Annotated in this window: 9 protein-coding genes; 3 read left to right on the top strand and 6 right to left on the bottom strand. The window is 59.0% G+C overall.

Going from position 1 to position 15,745, the window contains the following annotated elements; translation table 11 throughout:
- Positions 1-232: 232 nt before the first annotated feature.
- The 6 genes from QMK58_RS24080 to QMK58_RS24055 all read right to left on the bottom strand — a co-directional run bounded on the left by QMK58_RS24080 (position 233) and on the right by QMK58_RS24055 (position 12,445).
- Complete coding sequence (locus QMK58_RS24080; RefSeq protein ID WP_320395540.1) at positions 233-1,558, bottom strand: sigma-54 dependent transcriptional regulator; 1,326 nt, start codon at positions 1,556-1,558, stop codon at positions 233-235.
- On the bottom strand, positions 1,552-3,318 hold the full coding sequence (locus QMK58_RS24075; RefSeq protein WP_053155248.1) for an ATP-binding protein: 1,767 nt from the start codon (positions 3,316-3,318) through the stop codon (positions 1,552-1,554). The genes QMK58_RS24080 and QMK58_RS24075 overlap by 7 nt, the downstream gene beginning before the upstream one ends.
- 90 nt (positions 3,319-3,408) lie before the next feature.
- On the bottom strand, positions 3,409-5,364 hold the full coding sequence (locus tag QMK58_RS24070) for an RHS repeat-associated core domain-containing protein (protein ID WP_320395539.1): 1,956 nt from the start codon (positions 5,362-5,364) through the stop codon (positions 3,409-3,411).
- Entirely contained in the window at positions 5,364-6,152 is a 789-nt protein-coding gene (locus tag QMK58_RS24065; RefSeq protein ID WP_320395538.1) for a hypothetical protein, read from the bottom strand. The genes QMK58_RS24070 and QMK58_RS24065 overlap by 1 nt, the downstream gene beginning before the upstream one ends.
- Positions 6,137-10,771, bottom strand: a complete 4,635-nt coding sequence (locus tag QMK58_RS24060; RefSeq protein WP_320395537.1) for a SpvB/TcaC N-terminal domain-containing protein — start codon at positions 10,769-10,771, stop codon at positions 6,137-6,139. Before QMK58_RS24060 ends, QMK58_RS24065 begins: the two co-directional genes overlap by 16 nt.
- Before the next feature lie 150 nt (positions 10,772-10,921).
- Positions 10,922-12,445 carry a fumarate hydratase gene (locus tag QMK58_RS24055; RefSeq protein WP_053155254.1) on the bottom strand — a complete coding sequence of 508 codons (1,524 nt, stop codon included), beginning with the start codon at positions 12,443-12,445 and terminating at the stop codon, positions 10,922-10,924.
- A gap of 402 nt (positions 12,446-12,847) precedes the next feature.
- On the opposite strand from QMK58_RS24055, the gene QMK58_RS24050 reads away from it, so the two are divergent.
- The 3 genes from QMK58_RS24050 to QMK58_RS24040 are packed head-to-tail and all read left to right on the top strand — an operon-like array spanning position 12,848 to position 15,661.
- Positions 12,848-13,954 carry a sensor domain-containing diguanylate cyclase gene (locus tag QMK58_RS24050; RefSeq protein WP_053155257.1) on the top strand — a complete coding sequence of 369 codons (1,107 nt, stop codon included), beginning with the start codon at positions 12,848-12,850 and terminating at the stop codon, positions 13,952-13,954.
- Positions 13,947-14,882 carry an iron-sulfur-binding ferredoxin reductase gene (locus QMK58_RS24045; RefSeq protein WP_053155259.1) on the top strand — a complete coding sequence of 312 codons (936 nt, stop codon included), beginning with the start codon at positions 13,947-13,949 and terminating at the stop codon, positions 14,880-14,882. The genes QMK58_RS24050 and QMK58_RS24045 overlap by 8 nt, the downstream gene beginning before the upstream one ends.
- Before the next feature lie 29 nt (positions 14,883-14,911).
- Positions 14,912-15,661 (top strand): enoyl-CoA hydratase-related protein, encoded by a 750-nt coding sequence (locus QMK58_RS24040; RefSeq protein WP_320395536.1) that lies wholly within the window; start codon positions 14,912-14,914, stop codon positions 15,659-15,661.
- Positions 15,662-15,745 lie beyond the last annotated feature (84 nt).

Raw genomic sequence — 15,745 nt, 5'->3', positions numbered from 1 at the left:
CTATAGCAGGAGCTGTGCCAACGGGGAGAGGGCCGGTTTAGAGGGGGTAGGGTGTTTCGGTGAGCGGAAATCCGCTTATGTTCGGCTGGGGATGAGCGGAAAACTGCTGATTGGTTCGTGAATTTGCAGTGCCTGTTCTGGCCTCATCGCTGGCAAGCCAGCTCCCACAGAGGATCTGTGTACTCCGCACATTGTAGGAGCTGGCTTGCCAGCGATGAGGCCCGTCCAAACGCTACAAAAACATCTCTCGGCTCAACCCATGCCGTTGCATCTTTTCATTGAAGGTCCGACGCGGCAGTTGCAGTTCTTCAAGCACCGCTTTGATGTCGCCCTTGTGTCGGGTCAGCGCTGCGCGCAGGCATTGCGCTTCGAACGCTTCCTGCTGCGCCGCCAGTGATTGCCCGGGTTCGATGCCTACGGGTGTCATCTCGCCAAGCCCCAATACCTGCCGCTCGGCCACGTTCGCCAGTTCGCGCACGTTGCCCGGCCAGTCGTGGCTCAGCAGATGGCTCAATTGCGGACCACTCAATGGTGCAAAGCTACGGCCCAGCCGCTCCGCAGCACTTTGGGCAAACGATTCGAACAATAACGGAATGTCTTCACGGCGCTCGCGCAACGGCGGCAAACGCAATTCGGCAACGTTCAAGCGATAGGCCAGGTCCTCGCGGAAACGACCAGCCCGAGCTTCGTCGAGCAGGTCTGGTTTGGTCGCGGCAATGATGCGCAAGTCCACGTGGATGCTTTGATTGGAACCCAATCGTTCAAGCTTGTGTTCCTGTATCACCCGCAGCAGTTTCACTTGCTGGGCCAGGGGCATGCTTTCGATCTCATCGAGAAACAGCGTGCCGCCGTCGGCGTATTCGAGCTTGCCGATACGCTTGCCTTGGGCGCCCGTGAACGCGCCGCTTTCGTGGCCGAACAACTCGGCTTCGAACAGTTGCTCCGGGATCGCTGCACAGTTGAGTGCGACAAAAGGTTTGTCGGCCCGCGGTCCGAAGTCGTGCAGGCAGCGGGCGACCAGTTCCTTGCCGCTGCCGGTTTCGCCGCGGATCAGCACATTGACCGGCAACGTCGCCAGGTCGAGCACTTGCCGGCGCAAGGTCTGTAAACCCTTGGAGACGCCCAGCAGGGTCGTATCGAGTTTGGCGCGGTTGTCGGCCTGTTCGTGCAGTGCGCGGTTTTCCAGAACCAGCCGACGCTTGTCGAGGGCGCGGCGCAGGCTGCCGAGCAGGGTCTCGGGGCTGAAGGGTTTTTCGAGGAAGTCGTAAGCACCATCGCGCATGGCCTCGACGGCCATCGGCACATCGCCGTGGCCGGTCAGCAGAATCACCGGCAAGTCGGCGTCGCGGCGTTGTACTTCGGCCAGCAGTTCCAGACCGGTCATGCCGGGCATGCGCACGTCGCTGAGAATCACCCCGGCAAAGTGCTTGGGCAGCTGCGCCAGGCATTCATCGGCGCGACTGAACAATTGCACCTCGAACCCCGACAGGCTCAACCATTGTTCGACGGCGCTGCGGATGCTGCTTTCGTCGTCGACCACCATCACTGTGTTCAGCATGGTTCAGGTGCCTCCTGGTCGATGGGCAGGGTCAGGGTAAACACCGCGCCGTTGTCATGATTGTCGGCGCTCAGACGACCGCCCGATTCGTGCACGATGGCGAAAGACACTGCCAGTCCGATACCCAGGCCATCGCCCACCGGTTTAGTGGTGAAGAACGGATCGAACACCTTTGACAGGTTCTCTTCGGCGATGCCGCCACCGTTGTCGATAACGCTCAGGCGCCACAAGTGTTCGTCGGCTTCGAGGCGGATTTCCAGACGCTTGCAGGGTTTGTCCTGCATCGCATCCAGCGCATTGCGCAGCAGATTGATCAACACCTGCTCCAGACGAATCGCATCGCCACGCACCCAAGCCGGGCGGGTCAGGTGCAGCACCGTACTGACTTGCTCGTCGCGCAGTCGTGTCTCGAGCAATTGCAGCGATTGATCCACCACGGCAGCCAGGTCCAGGCGTTCGCGCAAGCCGCTGGGGCTTTTGCGGGCGAAGGTTTTCAAGTGGCCGGTGAGGGCCGCCATGCGCGTGAGCATATCGTCCACCGGCTTGAGCGCCTTGTAGGCGTCGTCGACCCGGCCATGGTCGAGCAGCAGACGCAGGGTTGCCAGCTGCATGCGCTGGGCGGTCAATGGCTGGTTGATTTCATGGGCAAGGGCGGCCGACATCTGGCCAAGTGCGGCGAGTTTGGCCGATTGCACCAGGCCTTCCTGTGCGGTGCGCAGGTCACGGGTACGCTCCTGTACAAGCTGTTCGAGCTCTTCGCGACTGCGCTGGCGCATTTTTGCCAGGCGCCAGCGCTGATTGAGGAACAGCAACAGAAACACCACTGTCAGCCACAAACCGGCGGCGGCAAGGGCGGCGTTGCGGCTGTCTTCGAAGGCAACCTGTGGGCGGCGCAGCAGGTGCAGCGTCCAGCCTTCGGTGCTCAGGGGCAGCGACTCCCATAGATAATCCGCTTTGCCATCGGGGCCATCGACCCGCGCCAGATCGCTGTTGTCGTCGAAACGTCGCAGCGACTCAAATGCGAGCGGGGTCAGGGTTTGTTTGTCGTATTGACGGGTGGTCTTGAGCTCGGCGTGATCGCTGTCGCTCAACGGCTGGAGCACGCGATAGCGCCAGCCTGGCTGGTTGGCGATGAAGATGATCCCGCGCTTGTCGCTGACCAACAGCGTGTCGCTGCCCTGGCGCCACTCGCGTTCCAGCTCCGGAAATTCCAGTTTTACCACCATGGCGCCGAGGAACTGGTTTTCTTCATCCGTCACGGCGCTGGACAGGAAGTAGCCGGGAATCCCGCTGGTCACGCCCACGGCATAAAAGCGCCCGGTGCCTTGGGTGCGGGTCTGATTGAAATAAGGACGGAAGCCGTAATTGTGCCCGACGTAACTACTGGGCAGGCGCCAGTTGCTGGCCGCGATGGCCAGGCCGGTGCGATCGAGCAGTTCGAGGGTCGAGGATTCGGCGGCGCCGTTGATTTTTTCCAGTTTGCGGTTCAGCGCATCCTGTTGTTCAGGGCTCACCGACCCCTTGAGCGCCGAGCGCAATTCCGGGTCCAGCGCCAGCACGGCGGGCAGGGCGCGGTAGCGTTCGATCAGGGTGTGCAGTGAGTTGGCGTACAGCGCCAATTGCTGATTGGCCCGGGCCGCGTCTTCGACCATTGACTGGCGCACGGTGTGGCGCATGGCCAAGGTGGCGGCGATGGCGGCGCTGGCGAGGATGAGCAGGGTGAACAACGTCAGGCGCAGGAATCTGGAGGTCGGGAGCATTGAACCGAAATCGGATTGAAGACTGGACGCGCAAGATAGCATGTGAACCTTTTTGCGCCAGGTCTCATCTGCTTGGGTGAAGACTTGAGTTCAACGATTCATGCTTAGGCGCATTTGTATCATTTCATCCACCAGTTGCCCCATCGAGAAAACTCTGCTCTCTTTTTTATCCAGGTCCATGCGATCCAAGTCATCAAAGTTCAAGTGCGCTTCGTGCATCCTATTGGCCTCCCCGGTCTGCTCAGACGGGCTGCCACCAGCATCTGCGTTGAGATGTACGAGCATTCTCGGACTGTTCAATACCAGGTTTTCAAGCAAGGACACGCCACCAACGTTGCTGGCATCGATTTCATAGAAGTAATAGGGACGGCCAGCTTGGGCTGCATAAAACATTGCCCCTTCAAGCGTCTCTGCGACAATCAAGGAATCCCCACTGACCATTTTATCAACCGCAGTGAATTCCTCTGAAGGTTTGAATCCCTCCTTTTTTAACTCTTCAGGGCTACGCAGGTCTGCACGGTAGACCTTGCCACCAAAACTGGTTCTTTGCAGCAGGTTCCTGCTGTTCCAGAAATGGTCGGACAAATTGGGGTTTGCATCCTGAATGTTGAGCACAATATTTTGATCATCGGTTGGCGCCGGTGGACTGCCAGGACTGTTTTCAGAGTCTGAACGACTTGATTCACTGCGTGAGCGATTGGTGTCGGGAGATACGGGCGAGGTTTGGTAGTCCATTGATTCATCAACGGCTTCAATCGGTTCCAGGCTATAGGCGGCTCTCAAGTCGGGTTCGACCCTTAAAAAATCGTCCATAGTCTCGTCGTCGTATGGCTGCCACATACGCCCATCAGGATCAATCCTGCAGACTGGGTTGTTTCCACAGAATCGATACAAATTCAGTCCGTTAATCGAGCCAAACGGATCCGGATTAATCCACCGACACAACCACGGCGCGTAATACCTCAACCCATAGTCATACAACCCGCTCGCATCCCGCTCCTTGCCCGAATACCGAACGGTTTTGTAATCGGCCTCGACCTTCGATCGGGCCGCCCACCACGCCGTGCCGCCGTAGGGGTAATAGCCTTCATGGCTGATGATTTCAGCCTGGTCGTCCAGCTCCAGGGTGCTGGAGCCCAGATGATCGTTGAGGCAAAAGCGTAATTGATCCTGCCGGATGCCGTCGGGCGGTGGGGTGACCCAGTGCAGACACCGCACCTGACCTCGTTCGGTCTGTACGGTGATGACTTCCAAGTGTTCGCCATCATCCTGCGTGCGTATCTCCAGCCCCGGCAGATAGCGAACGTTGCGCACATGCGTCATGCCGCTGGCGACGCAACGTTGGTGTTTGCGTACTCGCAGGTGCTGGTGGTCATACACGTAATATTCAGCGTCGTCCTCGTTGTCTTTGCGGCTGATGACTGTGATCTGTTGCAGTTGGTTTTGCCCACTCCAAAGCAGGTGCTGACCATGGGGATGCAGCGCTTGCAGGTTGCCGTTGAGATCGAAACCTTTACCGAAATCGGGCAACAGCTGTTCATCCCAGGGCAGGGCGCGGTTGCTCTCGTCGGCGACTTTGAATGCTCTGCGATGCGCCTGGCCGGGATGACCGCTTTGGTGGCGCAACAACGTCAGGTTGCCGCCCTTGTCGTATTCATAATGTTCGGTGTAGTTGAGAAGCCGGGAACTGTCACCCGGACCGAGCGTCAATTCCGGCAGCTCCGGGCGAATGTTTTGACCCGGGACTTCACGACCCGACGCACTGATCAACCGGGACAGGCTGTCGTAGACATAGTGATTGGTTGATTCAACGAGCTGGTTGGCAAAGTAGTGCGTGGGTTGTGCGTGATCTTGCAATTCCACCACGTTGCCGGCCGCATCATGCGTATAACCGAGGTCCTGCAACTGTCCTCGACCGACACGTTCGGTCACCAGGCGTTGCAAACGTCCATTGGCAGGGTCGAACTGCGAGTGGGTCGTCGTACCATTGCCGCTGGTTTGCGATTCGGTCTGGCCTTGGGCGCTGTACCCAACACTGTGCAGCATTACTTTTCCGCGACGTCGTCCTTGAGTTGCAAGCGAACCTGTTGAAGTTGACCGGCCCGATCAAAATGCCAGGATTGGCGATGGCTCCGGGCATCGGTCTGACGAACCAGATCGTTGCTGGGGCTGTAATCTCGGCGAGTCTGGAAACCCTCGCCAGGTTCGAGCAATTCGTTGCGGGCTTCTGGTAATAGCGGCCAGTCGGGGCTTTGCAGGGTTTTCAGAAAGTGTCGCCGCTGGACAAGCCGTTGACCGAGCAAACCGTACGCCTCTGAATGCAGGGTGCCAGCGGTGTCATCGAAACGGATCAACTGTCCACACTGATTTTGCGCAGCGAACCCGGCCCGATTGTCAGCATAAGTCAGGCGCTCAATCGTTCGAAACGCCGAACCGCGGGTCTGCTCATGTGTCGCGGTCAGTCGTTGCATTGGGTCGTAGTCGTGTTTCCAGTGGCTGCCTCGGCTATCCCAATGATTGCGGATCAGCCCGGCTTCGCCGGCCATCTGCAAAGTCCAGCCAGAATCGACACTGGACCTGGATACCTCCTTCCCCGCGAGACTGAACACCGTGGCCATGTTCGGACCGACCGTGTGCGCCAGAAAACGGGGATCGCGCTGCGCCACCAAACGTCCTGCGCTGTCGTGTTGTTGAGCGGTGACAAGCGCCTCAGGGATGAGCTCGGTAATCTCCCGTCGCCAGTAGCTCACTTGGCGCACTGGCAAGCCACGGCTGTCGAAGGCTGCCAGCTGTGGAGTGTGGGAGTGAATGTTCCGGTTCAATGCAGTGTCCATCCATTGCGCGTTTTCACCGGCGGTGTTGGGTCAAACAGATCGTTCTCATCGAAGAACAGGTCGTACCAGCAGCGATAGCACTGTTCCCGTCTTAAGGGCTTGAGTTCCGAGTTTTCTCCCTGGGGCATTTTTTTGGCCAGTACCGTCTGCGTCGGCCGGCCGGCGGCGTCGTAGAATTGTTGATCGTGATAGGCGAACTGGCGTAACGACTCGTCGTTGATACGGCGAAACTGATCGGCGAAGTACGGCCGGTAGATCCGCACTGTCTGGCCCTTGTTGTTGTATTCGACCGGTTCGCTGACCCGCCAGCGCCGCGTGGCTTCGGCTTCCTCAGGGGTACCATCCTCCTTGAGTTTCAGTGTGCCGTCCGGCTTGACCACCCAGGCTTTGCCACGCTCGACTTCCTGCTTGCTTTGCAGCACGCGGCCGAAGCCATCCTGATGGATGATGGCAATGCGAATCTGCAACTCCGGGTCACCCGGATAACGGTCGGCCTGCAAGGTGGCGACGTGCACCGGTTCTCGATGAGCGGCCTCAATATATTGCTGGAGAAGCCGTTCAAACTCGTTCGGGTCTTCGAGTTCCCGCAGATGCTGGCGGGCGCGGTCGCACAGGTGGCCACTGGGAAGCACGAAGCCTTCTGCTCGAGCCCAGGCCAGCCATTCGTCACTGGGTTGGGTGTCCGTTGGGACCCGGCCCATCCAGCTGAAAGCATCGCTGAACATCGCCATGGCGTAGTTGCCGATGGCCTCCAGAGGCGATTCGATGGCGTGCGCCGGGCTGCGGTCGTCGGGTCGCACGTAATCGTCGAGGGGATCGAAACCGACTTCCACACCCAGTTCGGTGCCAAAAAAGCTGGTGACCAGCCCTTCACCAAAGGCGTTGTAGCACGCCTGCCGGGTATTGCGATTGGGGTCTTCGATGGACGCAGGCAAAAACGTGCAGTAATCGGTGTTCAACGTTTGGGTGATACAGCCGTCCGGCAATTCGATGGCGGTGTGCAGGCACCCGTAGGGGTCATTGGTGACTTTGGTGATGCCGTGGCTCTGGGTCTGCTGGAAAAAATCGACATTGTAGAAATCCTCCAGGCCAAGGTAGTGCGCGAAGCCGCGGTGCACCGACCACAGGTAGTTTTTTGCATCGGTTGGGCCTTCGGGTTCGGACAGTTCAACCTCGGGCAAGAACCACTCCATGATGTGGTAACCCACCTCTTCGAGTTTTTCCTTGAGGTTGAACGGCATGTTGCCGTTTTCGTCCTTGAGCTTGTCGTAGGCGCTCAGGGCGGTGGCATCCAACTCGGCGATTTTCACGTAACCGGGCAGCGCATGGTACGTCGCAGATCCCTTGTCCATGGTCTGACCGGTGTCGGGATCGATGTAGTACTGCATGGACATGCTGGCAAGCACTGCCTTTTTCGCCCATTCCCCGTCGTCCGTGCTCCATTCCAGAAACTTTGCGTGGTGGATGTCCTTGCTGCTCAGCTGCCCTTTTTCCAGTACCAGCGCATTAGTGCGTTCCCGATAGGGCAGACCCAATCGATAGCGCACTCCCGGTTTCCAGGCGTCTTCATCGTAGATATCGATGTATTCGGCTTTGGACTCGGTCAAATACCAGCGCTGTTGTGACTCATCGTGGGCGTCCGTCCAGTATCGGCTTTCATGTTCGTCGTCGAAGGGCGGTGTTTCGGCGGTTCTGCGTCGGGCGTAATAGACGATGAAAGCATGCAGCACGCTGCCGAACTCGTCCCATCTCAGATTGAGCGTGTGTTCGCAGCGCGGATCGTCGGGCAATTCAGGTTCGTACTGATAGCTGATCGATTCCAGTGCCATGGGTTGCAGCACGGTATAGGGATAGTGAAGTCCTTTTGCGCGCAGTATGCGCACCTGATAGCGGTTTTCTTTCACTGCATAGGGCACTTCCGGTTTATCGGCAGCGAACACCTCAGTTCGCAACTCTACGCCGCTCAGTGCGCGTGCAATCTCGCGAGATGTTTCTTCGTCCTGCGGTCCAACGGGTTCTGCCGCTTTGTCCCGACGATGAAACTGCTCCAGTTTTGTTGGCAAAAGGGCGATAGCTTCCGTATCGCCCGGGTAATAGCCGTCCCTGGGCTGATCAATGGATTTACCCGTGTGAAACCAGGTTTTACTCAGAGAAGGCGCGGTAAAGCCCAGGGTTGAGCGTTCCGCCTCAGTGGCTTCGGTGTCAATCTGCATGACCAGGCCAAAGCCCCGGAACTCCCGTTCAATGGGGTCGTAGTAGCCCTGGCGATAGCTCATGACCTGAGTCAGTCGATTACGGGTGATTTCATCGAACCGGGTTTGACGCTTGACCAGATGCATCGCGAACGGCACTTCGGATTCGAAGACCTTGTCTTTATCGATCTGGTGTTGTTCAAACTCCTCATCCAGGAGTTCCTGCGCTGAACTGCGATACTCGATGCAGCTGCGAGCCCCCATGTTGTTGTTGCTGCTATCGATCAGGTAGGGTTTGGCATGGACAAAATCATAACGCCAGTGCTGTGGGGTCATGTGGGGAACAGTCAGCACCAGGCTGGAACAGCCCAATCCCAGCAGATCGGCAATGGTGACCTGGCACAAATTGTCGTAACGCACGCCTTCCGGCCAGGGAATATCAATGGATTGCTTGGCAAAGCCCTTGCCGCATTGGTTCATGAACACGCGGAAGCAATCGGATTCCAGGCAGATCAAGTCGGCTGCGCCCGAGCCGTCCAGGTCGGCGAGCAGCACCCGGGAAGCGTTGAACGCCTCATAAAGAAACGTCGGGGTGCTGAGCAGGATTTTTTTGCCAAAGCGACCATGGCCGAGGTTCGGCCAGCACTCCAGGCTGTCGTGACTCAGGCGAAACAAGTGCTGTTTGCCGCTGCCCAACACATCGCTGAAACCCACGACTTGCGTTTGCGAATTGCGCGGCTGTGGCAGTGCGTCGTCCTTGTGTGGCACGTCACGCCCAATACTGAAGCCGTTGTCCTCGCCCAGGTTGGTGTACAAACGCACACTGTTGTTGCCGATCATGGCCAAATGAGTTCGACCATCGCCCACCAGATCGGCCATTTGCGCCTGGGGATGGAAGTACTCCAGCGGGAAGGCTTTATAGGTGACGAACGTTGACCATTGGCGGTCGGGGTTCAGGGTAAAAAAGCCATTCATGGTCGGGGCGTGCACGCCCCATTCCAGTTTGCCATCACCGTTGAGGTCGCTGAGGGTCTGGCGCAGTGCCTTGCTGCTGTCGGCCACCGGAATGGAGAGTAACTCCGTTAACTCGCCATAGCACACGTCATCGCCACCGCTTTGGGCCCGTAACACGTCGCGGTAATACCAGGCCTTGTCGTAGCGGCACAACACACCCGGCATACCCTTGCCGTACAGATCTACCAACTGGTAGCGCTGGCCGTCGTTGAGCCCCGGCATCTGCGGGAAAGATTTCCAGCCCGGTTGTTTGCCAGCGAGATCGAAAGGCGCGTAGTTGAACTCCTTCGGCGGCCGGCTCTCGACCTTGCCTTGGCGGTCATAGGCCTGAAGGTGCGCGGCGGTCAGTTGGTTGTATCCCAGTGGGCTCTCGTGGTGCTCCAGCAGCAAGCGCTGCACCAGCTTCGGTGAACCACTCAGTTCCCCGGGGAAATGGTGGAACATCAACACTTGGCGGCACAGTTGCCGAGTGCCCAGTGCGAATCCGTAGTCGTGATTCCAGAACGGATCGCTACGCCCGCCCCATTCACCGAACTCTTCGCCTTCCTGCATGTAAGGAGGGCCGTAGACCGGTGTGATCGTCAGGTCATGGCTGCGTTCGCCATAATCGAACAACAGATGAAAGTGAAAATCCACGTTCTTCCAGCCATCGGTATTCCAGGAATACAGTTCCGACTCCGCTACTGCGTTGCCATACAGCACCCGATGCAGATAGCGCTGGGCGCGATAGTCGCGAAAATCTGGCGGAGCGGGTTCTTCGGTTTCGGCCTTGTACTCGAAGACCATGTGTTCGCCGCGAACATTGACGCTCTCGTCCAGCAGCCACACACCGACACGTTCGGGTTCGGTTGGTTTGTTCGGGTCTTTGGGTTCGGCCCGGCGCGAGGCGAGCGTCTTGCCATACATCTGGATGCTGCCATCGGGGCCGTGAATCAGCCAGAAACCTGCCCTGTCGCTGTCAGTGAACCATCGTTCGATCCTGACGAAATCGCCCTCGATCCGAGGCTGGTAACGGACTACCTGATAGGATATTCCTGCGACGGTTTCCGCTCTTTCAATGATCTCGCCTTTACCGTCAAGCTCCGGCATCCAGACTTCGCCGTCGGGGCCGACGGGCAAATCCTTGCCGTCATAAAGCGGAACGCCTTTGCTCGTACGCAACGTGATGGCGTTAACGGTCAAGTGCCAGCCGATGCCAAACATACTGTTGCCAACATGACTGCCATAGCTGAGCGAAAGGGCCGGTGCCAGATCACGATTGGGAGCTTTGGAAATGGGCAGCGGCAATGAAAGCGAGGCGGCACCCAAGGTGCCCACCGCGCCCCACCCCCCAAAGCTGGCAATGGCGCCGCCAATTTTTGGTTGGGCGGGGGCGGAAATATTGATAGTGCCTTTTTGTTCTTCCGTGGCCATTTCGGTTCCCACCTGACAAGGGTGCACAAGTGCATTCAACTTATCAGAGGGCTTGCGGCCTGTGACCTGTCATATCTGACAGGTCAGCCCAAAAAAAACCGGCCTGTCGTTGCCGACAGGCCGGTTTTATACTTGGGGTTTAAGCGCCGCTTACTGCACTTCCACCGCCAGGCTTTCACTGATTTTTTGCTGCCAGATGGCAGGACCAGTGATGTGTACCGACTCGCCCTTGCTGTCAACCGCGACGGTCACCGGCATGTCCTTGACGTCGAACTCATAGATCGCTTCCATGCCCAGTTCGGCGAAAGCGACTACACGGGACTTCTTGATCGCTTGCGCCACCAGGTAAGCCGCGCCGCCGACAGCCATCAGGTAGACGGCCTTGTGGTCCTTGATCGCTTCGATCGCAGTCGGGCCGCGCTCGGATTTGCCGATCATGCCCAGCAAGCCGGTCTGCTCGAGGATCTGACGGGTGAACTTGTCCATCCGCGTTGCGGTAGTCGGGCCAGCCGGGCCAACCACTTCTTCGCGCACCGGATCAACCGGGCCGACGTAGTAGATGAAACGACCCTTGAGGTCTACCGGCAGGGTTTCGCCCTTGTTCAGCATCTCGACCATGCGCTTGTGCGCGGCGTCGCGACCGGTAAGCATCTTGCCGTTGAGCAGGACGGTTTCGCCCGGCTTCCAGCTCTGCACTTCTTCCGGAGTCAGGGTGTCGAGGTTGACGCGACGGGCCGACGGGCCAGCTTCCCAGACGATTTCCGGGTAGGCGTCCAACGGTGGTGCTTCCTGGGCAACCGGTCCGGAACCGTCGAGCACAAAGTGCGTGTGACGGGTGGCGGCGCAGTTGGGGATCATGCACACCGGCAGCGAGGCTGCGTGAGTCGGATAATCCATGATCTTCACGTCGAGCACGGTGGTCAGGCCACCGAGGCCCTGGGCGCCGATGCCCAATTGGTTGACCTTCTCGAACAGCTCCAGGCGCATTTCTTCAATGCGATTGGACGGGCCGCGCTTTTTCAGCTCGTGAATGTCGATGGATTCCATCAACACTTCTTTAGCCATGACAGCGGCTTTCTCGGCGGTGCCGCCGATGCCGATCCCGAGCATGCCCGGAGGGCACCAGCCGGCGCCCATGGTCGGAACGGTCTTGAGCACCCAGTCGACGATCGAGTCGGACGGGTTGAGCATGGCCATTTTCGACTTGTTCTCGGAACCGCCGCCCTTGGCCGCCACGTCCACTTCCACGGTGTTACCCGGAACGATGGAGTAGTGGATCACGGCCGGGGTGTTGTCCTTGGTGTTCTTGCGAGCGCCCGCCGGGTCGGCGAGGATCGAAGCGCGCAGGACGTTTTCCGGCAGGTTGTAGGCGCGACGTACGCCCTCGTTGATCATGTCGTCCAGGCTCATGGTGGCGCCATCCCAACGCACGTCCATGCCCACGCGGACAAACACGGTCACGATGCCGGTGTCCTGGCAGATCGGACGGTGGCCGGTGGCGCACATGCGCGAGTTGATCAGGATCTGTGCCATCGAGTCGCGAGCCGCTGGCGATTCTTCGCGCAGGTAGGCCTCGTGCATCGCCTGGATGAAATCCACGGGGTGGTAGTAGGAAATGAACTGCAGGGCGTCGGCAACGCTCTGAATCAGGTCGTCTTGCTTGATCACGGTCATGAGTCGCGCTCCTCTAAAAGACGGGAACATTCAATAAGGTGCTTGCAGCTTGGGTGCATCGGTCGGTTGCAAGCACCTTTCAAGGCACGCCGGGGCTGCTGGCGCGACGCTAAAAAGGCGCGGCAGTATACCGCGCCTCACGGGCAGGCACACGCGCCGGCAGTCAATCGTTGGTCGCATACCGCACATATCCGCAGGAGCTGCCGAAGGCTGCGATCTTTGAGGTAGTTTTTTGAGGCGCAAGATCAAAGGATCGCAGCCTGCGGGGAATGTCAGTCAAGGATTTGACGCCGGTTTTTCGCCCCTAAAATTGAATGGTCATTTAACGACCGCGCTACTAAAGTGACATTTGGTCTGTAGAGTAGGACGCTCCGTCAGCCTCCATTATTGGTGAGTCAACGATTGACCCCTAACGCCATCCAGCAACTGTTGCTCAAGCGTTTTGCCCTCGCGGCCGGCACCTATGCCCTGGCATTGCTATTGCTGTGGCTGGCTTTTTTTACGGATCACTTTACTGGATCTCAGTCTGGTGTCGCCGTCGGTAGTGCGCTGGTGGTCATCAGCCAGGCCATTCTGTTCGCGCTGTTTTATTCCGGCCTCAACCTGCGCTTTGCCGACCCGAGCCTGACCGAGGCGCAAGTGTTGCTGGGGCTGGGGTGGCAAACCTGGCTGGTCGCCCATCTGGACGAAGCCCGTGGCGCGTTCCTGGTGTTCTATGTCCTGATTCTGCTCTTCGGCCTGTTCCATCTGTCGCGCCGCGCCTTTGTGCGTTGTGCTCTGTTGGTGTTCTTCAGTTTTTGCGCGATCACCCTCTGGGAAGGCTACCACTCCCAGTTGCCGGACCCGGCCACGGCGGTGTTGCAGGTGTGCGTGTTGTTTATCGTACTGGTGTGGCTGGTGCTGTATGCCCGCTATATCCAGGCCTCGCGGCAACTGATGCGCCAGCGGCGATTCGCCTTGCAGGCACACCAGGACACCTTGCGCGGAATGATGCGTCAGCTCGAGGATCTGGTGGCTACCGACGAACTGACCGGCCTGTTCAATCGCCGGCATTTCCTGCGCCTGGCTTCCCGTGAGTTGAATGCCATGGACGCCGGTGTGGTGCATGGCCTGGCATTGATCGACCTCGATCACTTCAAACGCATCAACGATGTACACGGCCACGCGGCCGGCGATCAGGTGTTGCAGGCCTTTGCTGGCGTGGCCACAGCCTGCCTGCGCGAGGGCGATGTGCTGGCCCGATACGGCGGTGAAGAGTTCGTTGTGCTGCTTCCCGATTGTGATGCCGAGCGTTTGACGGCTTGTTGCGAGCGGCTGCGTATCGCCTTCACCGATGTAGAGATGGTGGGTCTCAATGTGCGCAACCTCAGCCTGTCGGCCGGGATGACCCTGCTGGCGCTCGGCGACGATCTTGACGATGCCTTGCAACGGGCCGATCAGGCGCTGTATCGCGCCAAGCGTGACGGACGCAACCGTTGTGCCGCGGCGTGGGAGAACGTCGATGCCTGAGTTGCGGGTCGGAGACAAACAATGGTCGGTAGCGGCGGGCAGCAATCTGCTCGACGCACTGAATCACAATGGCGTGGCGGTGCCTTATAGCTGTCGCGCCGGCAGCTGTCATGCGTGCCTGGTGCAGTGCATGCAGGGTTTGCCAAATGACAGTCGTCCCGATGCCTTGAGCGCGCAGCAGCGTGAGCAGGGTTGGCGCCTGGCGTGTCAGTGTCAGGTGGTCGAGGACTTGCAGGTGCATGCCTTTGATCCGTTGGTCGATGGTCGCCCTGCTGAAATTTCAGCCGTCGACTGGTTGAGCACCACGGTGCTGCGCTTGCGCGTAATACCGCAACGACCGTTGCGTTACAGGGCCGGACAGCATCTGGTGTTGTGGGCGGATCATGTGGCACGGCCCTATTCCTTGGCGAGCTTGCCCGAAGAGGAACGGTTTCTGGAGTTCCACCTTGATTGTCGTCTACCGGGTAAATTCAGTGAGGCGGCTCGCCACTTCAAGATCGGCGAATCGATCCGCCTGGGTGAGCTGCGCGGTGGCGCCTTGCATTATGACCCGGACTGGCATGCCCGACCGCTGTGGCTGATGGCGGCGGGCACCGGTCTGGGGCCGCTGTTTGGCGTTTTGCGCGAAGCCTTGCGACACAATCACCAAGGCGACATCCGCGTCATTCACCTGGCCCATGATGCCGATGAGCATTACCTGGCCAAACCCCTGCAAGCCATGGCTGCCAGCCGCCAAAACCTTAGTGTCGAGCTGTGGACCCCGGCCGGGTTGCCAGCGGCTTTGGCGCAACTGCGGCTTGTTTCGCGGCAAACCATGGCCTTACTCTGCGGAGCCCCCGACAGCGTCGACAGCTTTGCACGGCGTCTTTACCTGGCGGGACTGCCGCGCAATCAACTGCTGGCCGATGTGTTCCTGCCCCGTGGTTGAGCGCTGACTTCTCAGACGCGAGATTTGCCATGACCGATGCCATCCAGATTGAACGCGAACGCGGCCTGCTGACCCTGCGCCTGAATCGTCCGGACAAGAAAAACGCCCTGACTCGCGCCATGTACAGTCACTTGGCCGAGGCGTTGCAAAAAGCCGACAGTGACCCCGAAATCAACGCCGTGCTGATCACCGGGTCCGCCGAGTGCTTTACCGCCGGCAATGACATCGCCGACTTCATCCAGCAACCACCGAGCAATCTTGACAGCCCGGTGTTTCATTTCATGCTCAACCTGCTCGAATGCCGCAAACCGGTGATTGCCGCTGTGGCGGGGGTGGCGGTGGGGATTGGCACAACGATGTTGCTGCATTGCGATCTGGTCTATGTGAGCCGCGATGCACGCTTGCGCATGCCGTTCGTCAATCTCGGTTTATGCCCGGAGTTCGGTTCCAGTCTTATTCTGCCGCGGCTGCTGGGGCAGGCCAAAGCGGCGGAGCTGTTGTTGCTGGGAGAAGGCTTTAATGGTGAACAGGCTGCGGCGTGGGGCATTGCGTCCCAAGCCTTGGGCAGTGGCGAAGAAGCCTTGGCCAAGGCGCGGGAGATGGCGCTGCGCTTCGAATCGTTGCCGCCGGAAGCGGTGCGCATCAGTAAGCAATTGATGAAAGCGCCGGATCGGGAATTGCTGCGCAAAGTGATCGAGGAGGAGGGCGCGTTGTTTACCCAGCGGCTGCGATCGCCGGAAGCGTTGGCGGCGTTGACCGGGTTTATCAAACGGCATTGAGTTTTGTGGTGACAGAGTGGGCGTCATCGCTGGCAAGCCAGCTCCTACAGTTGATTTGCGGTGTTCATACGATCCCTGTAGGAG

Origin of the sequence: Pseudomonas sp. P8_241 (assembly GCF_034008315.1) — a bacterium.
In the GTDB taxonomy this organism is placed as follows: domain Bacteria; phylum Pseudomonadota; class Gammaproteobacteria; order Pseudomonadales; family Pseudomonadaceae; genus Aquipseudomonas.
This window is presented reverse-complemented; position numbering and strand designations above follow the sequence as displayed.

Excerpts from the sequence above, each read along its gene's own strand:
- QMK58_RS24080 (WP_320395540.1), bottom strand. The coding sequence starts at position 1,558 with ATGCTGAACACAGTGATGGTGGTCGACGACGAAAGCAGCATCCGCAGC.
- QMK58_RS24075 (WP_053155248.1), bottom strand. The coding sequence starts at position 3,318 with ATGCTCCCGACCTCCAGATTCCTGCGCCTGACGTTGTTCACCCTGCTC.
- QMK58_RS24070 (WP_320395539.1), bottom strand. The coding sequence starts at position 5,364 with ATGCTGCACAGTGTTGGGTACAGCGCCCAAGGCCAGACCGAATCGCAA.
- QMK58_RS24065 (WP_320395538.1), bottom strand. The coding sequence starts at position 6,152 with ATGGACACTGCATTGAACCGGAACATTCACTCCCACACTCCACAGCTG.
- QMK58_RS24060 (WP_320395537.1), bottom strand. The coding sequence starts at position 10,771 with ATGGCCACGGAAGAACAAAAAGGCACTATCAATATTTCCGCCCCCGCC.
- QMK58_RS24055 (WP_053155254.1), bottom strand. The coding sequence starts at position 12,445 with ATGACCGTGATCAAGCAAGACGACCTGATTCAGAGCGTTGCCGACGCC.
- QMK58_RS24045 (WP_053155259.1), top strand. The coding sequence starts at position 13,947 with ATGCCTGAGTTGCGGGTCGGAGACAAACAATGGTCGGTAGCGGCGGGC.
- QMK58_RS24040 (WP_320395536.1), top strand. The coding sequence starts at position 14,912 with ATGACCGATGCCATCCAGATTGAACGCGAACGCGGCCTGCTGACCCTG.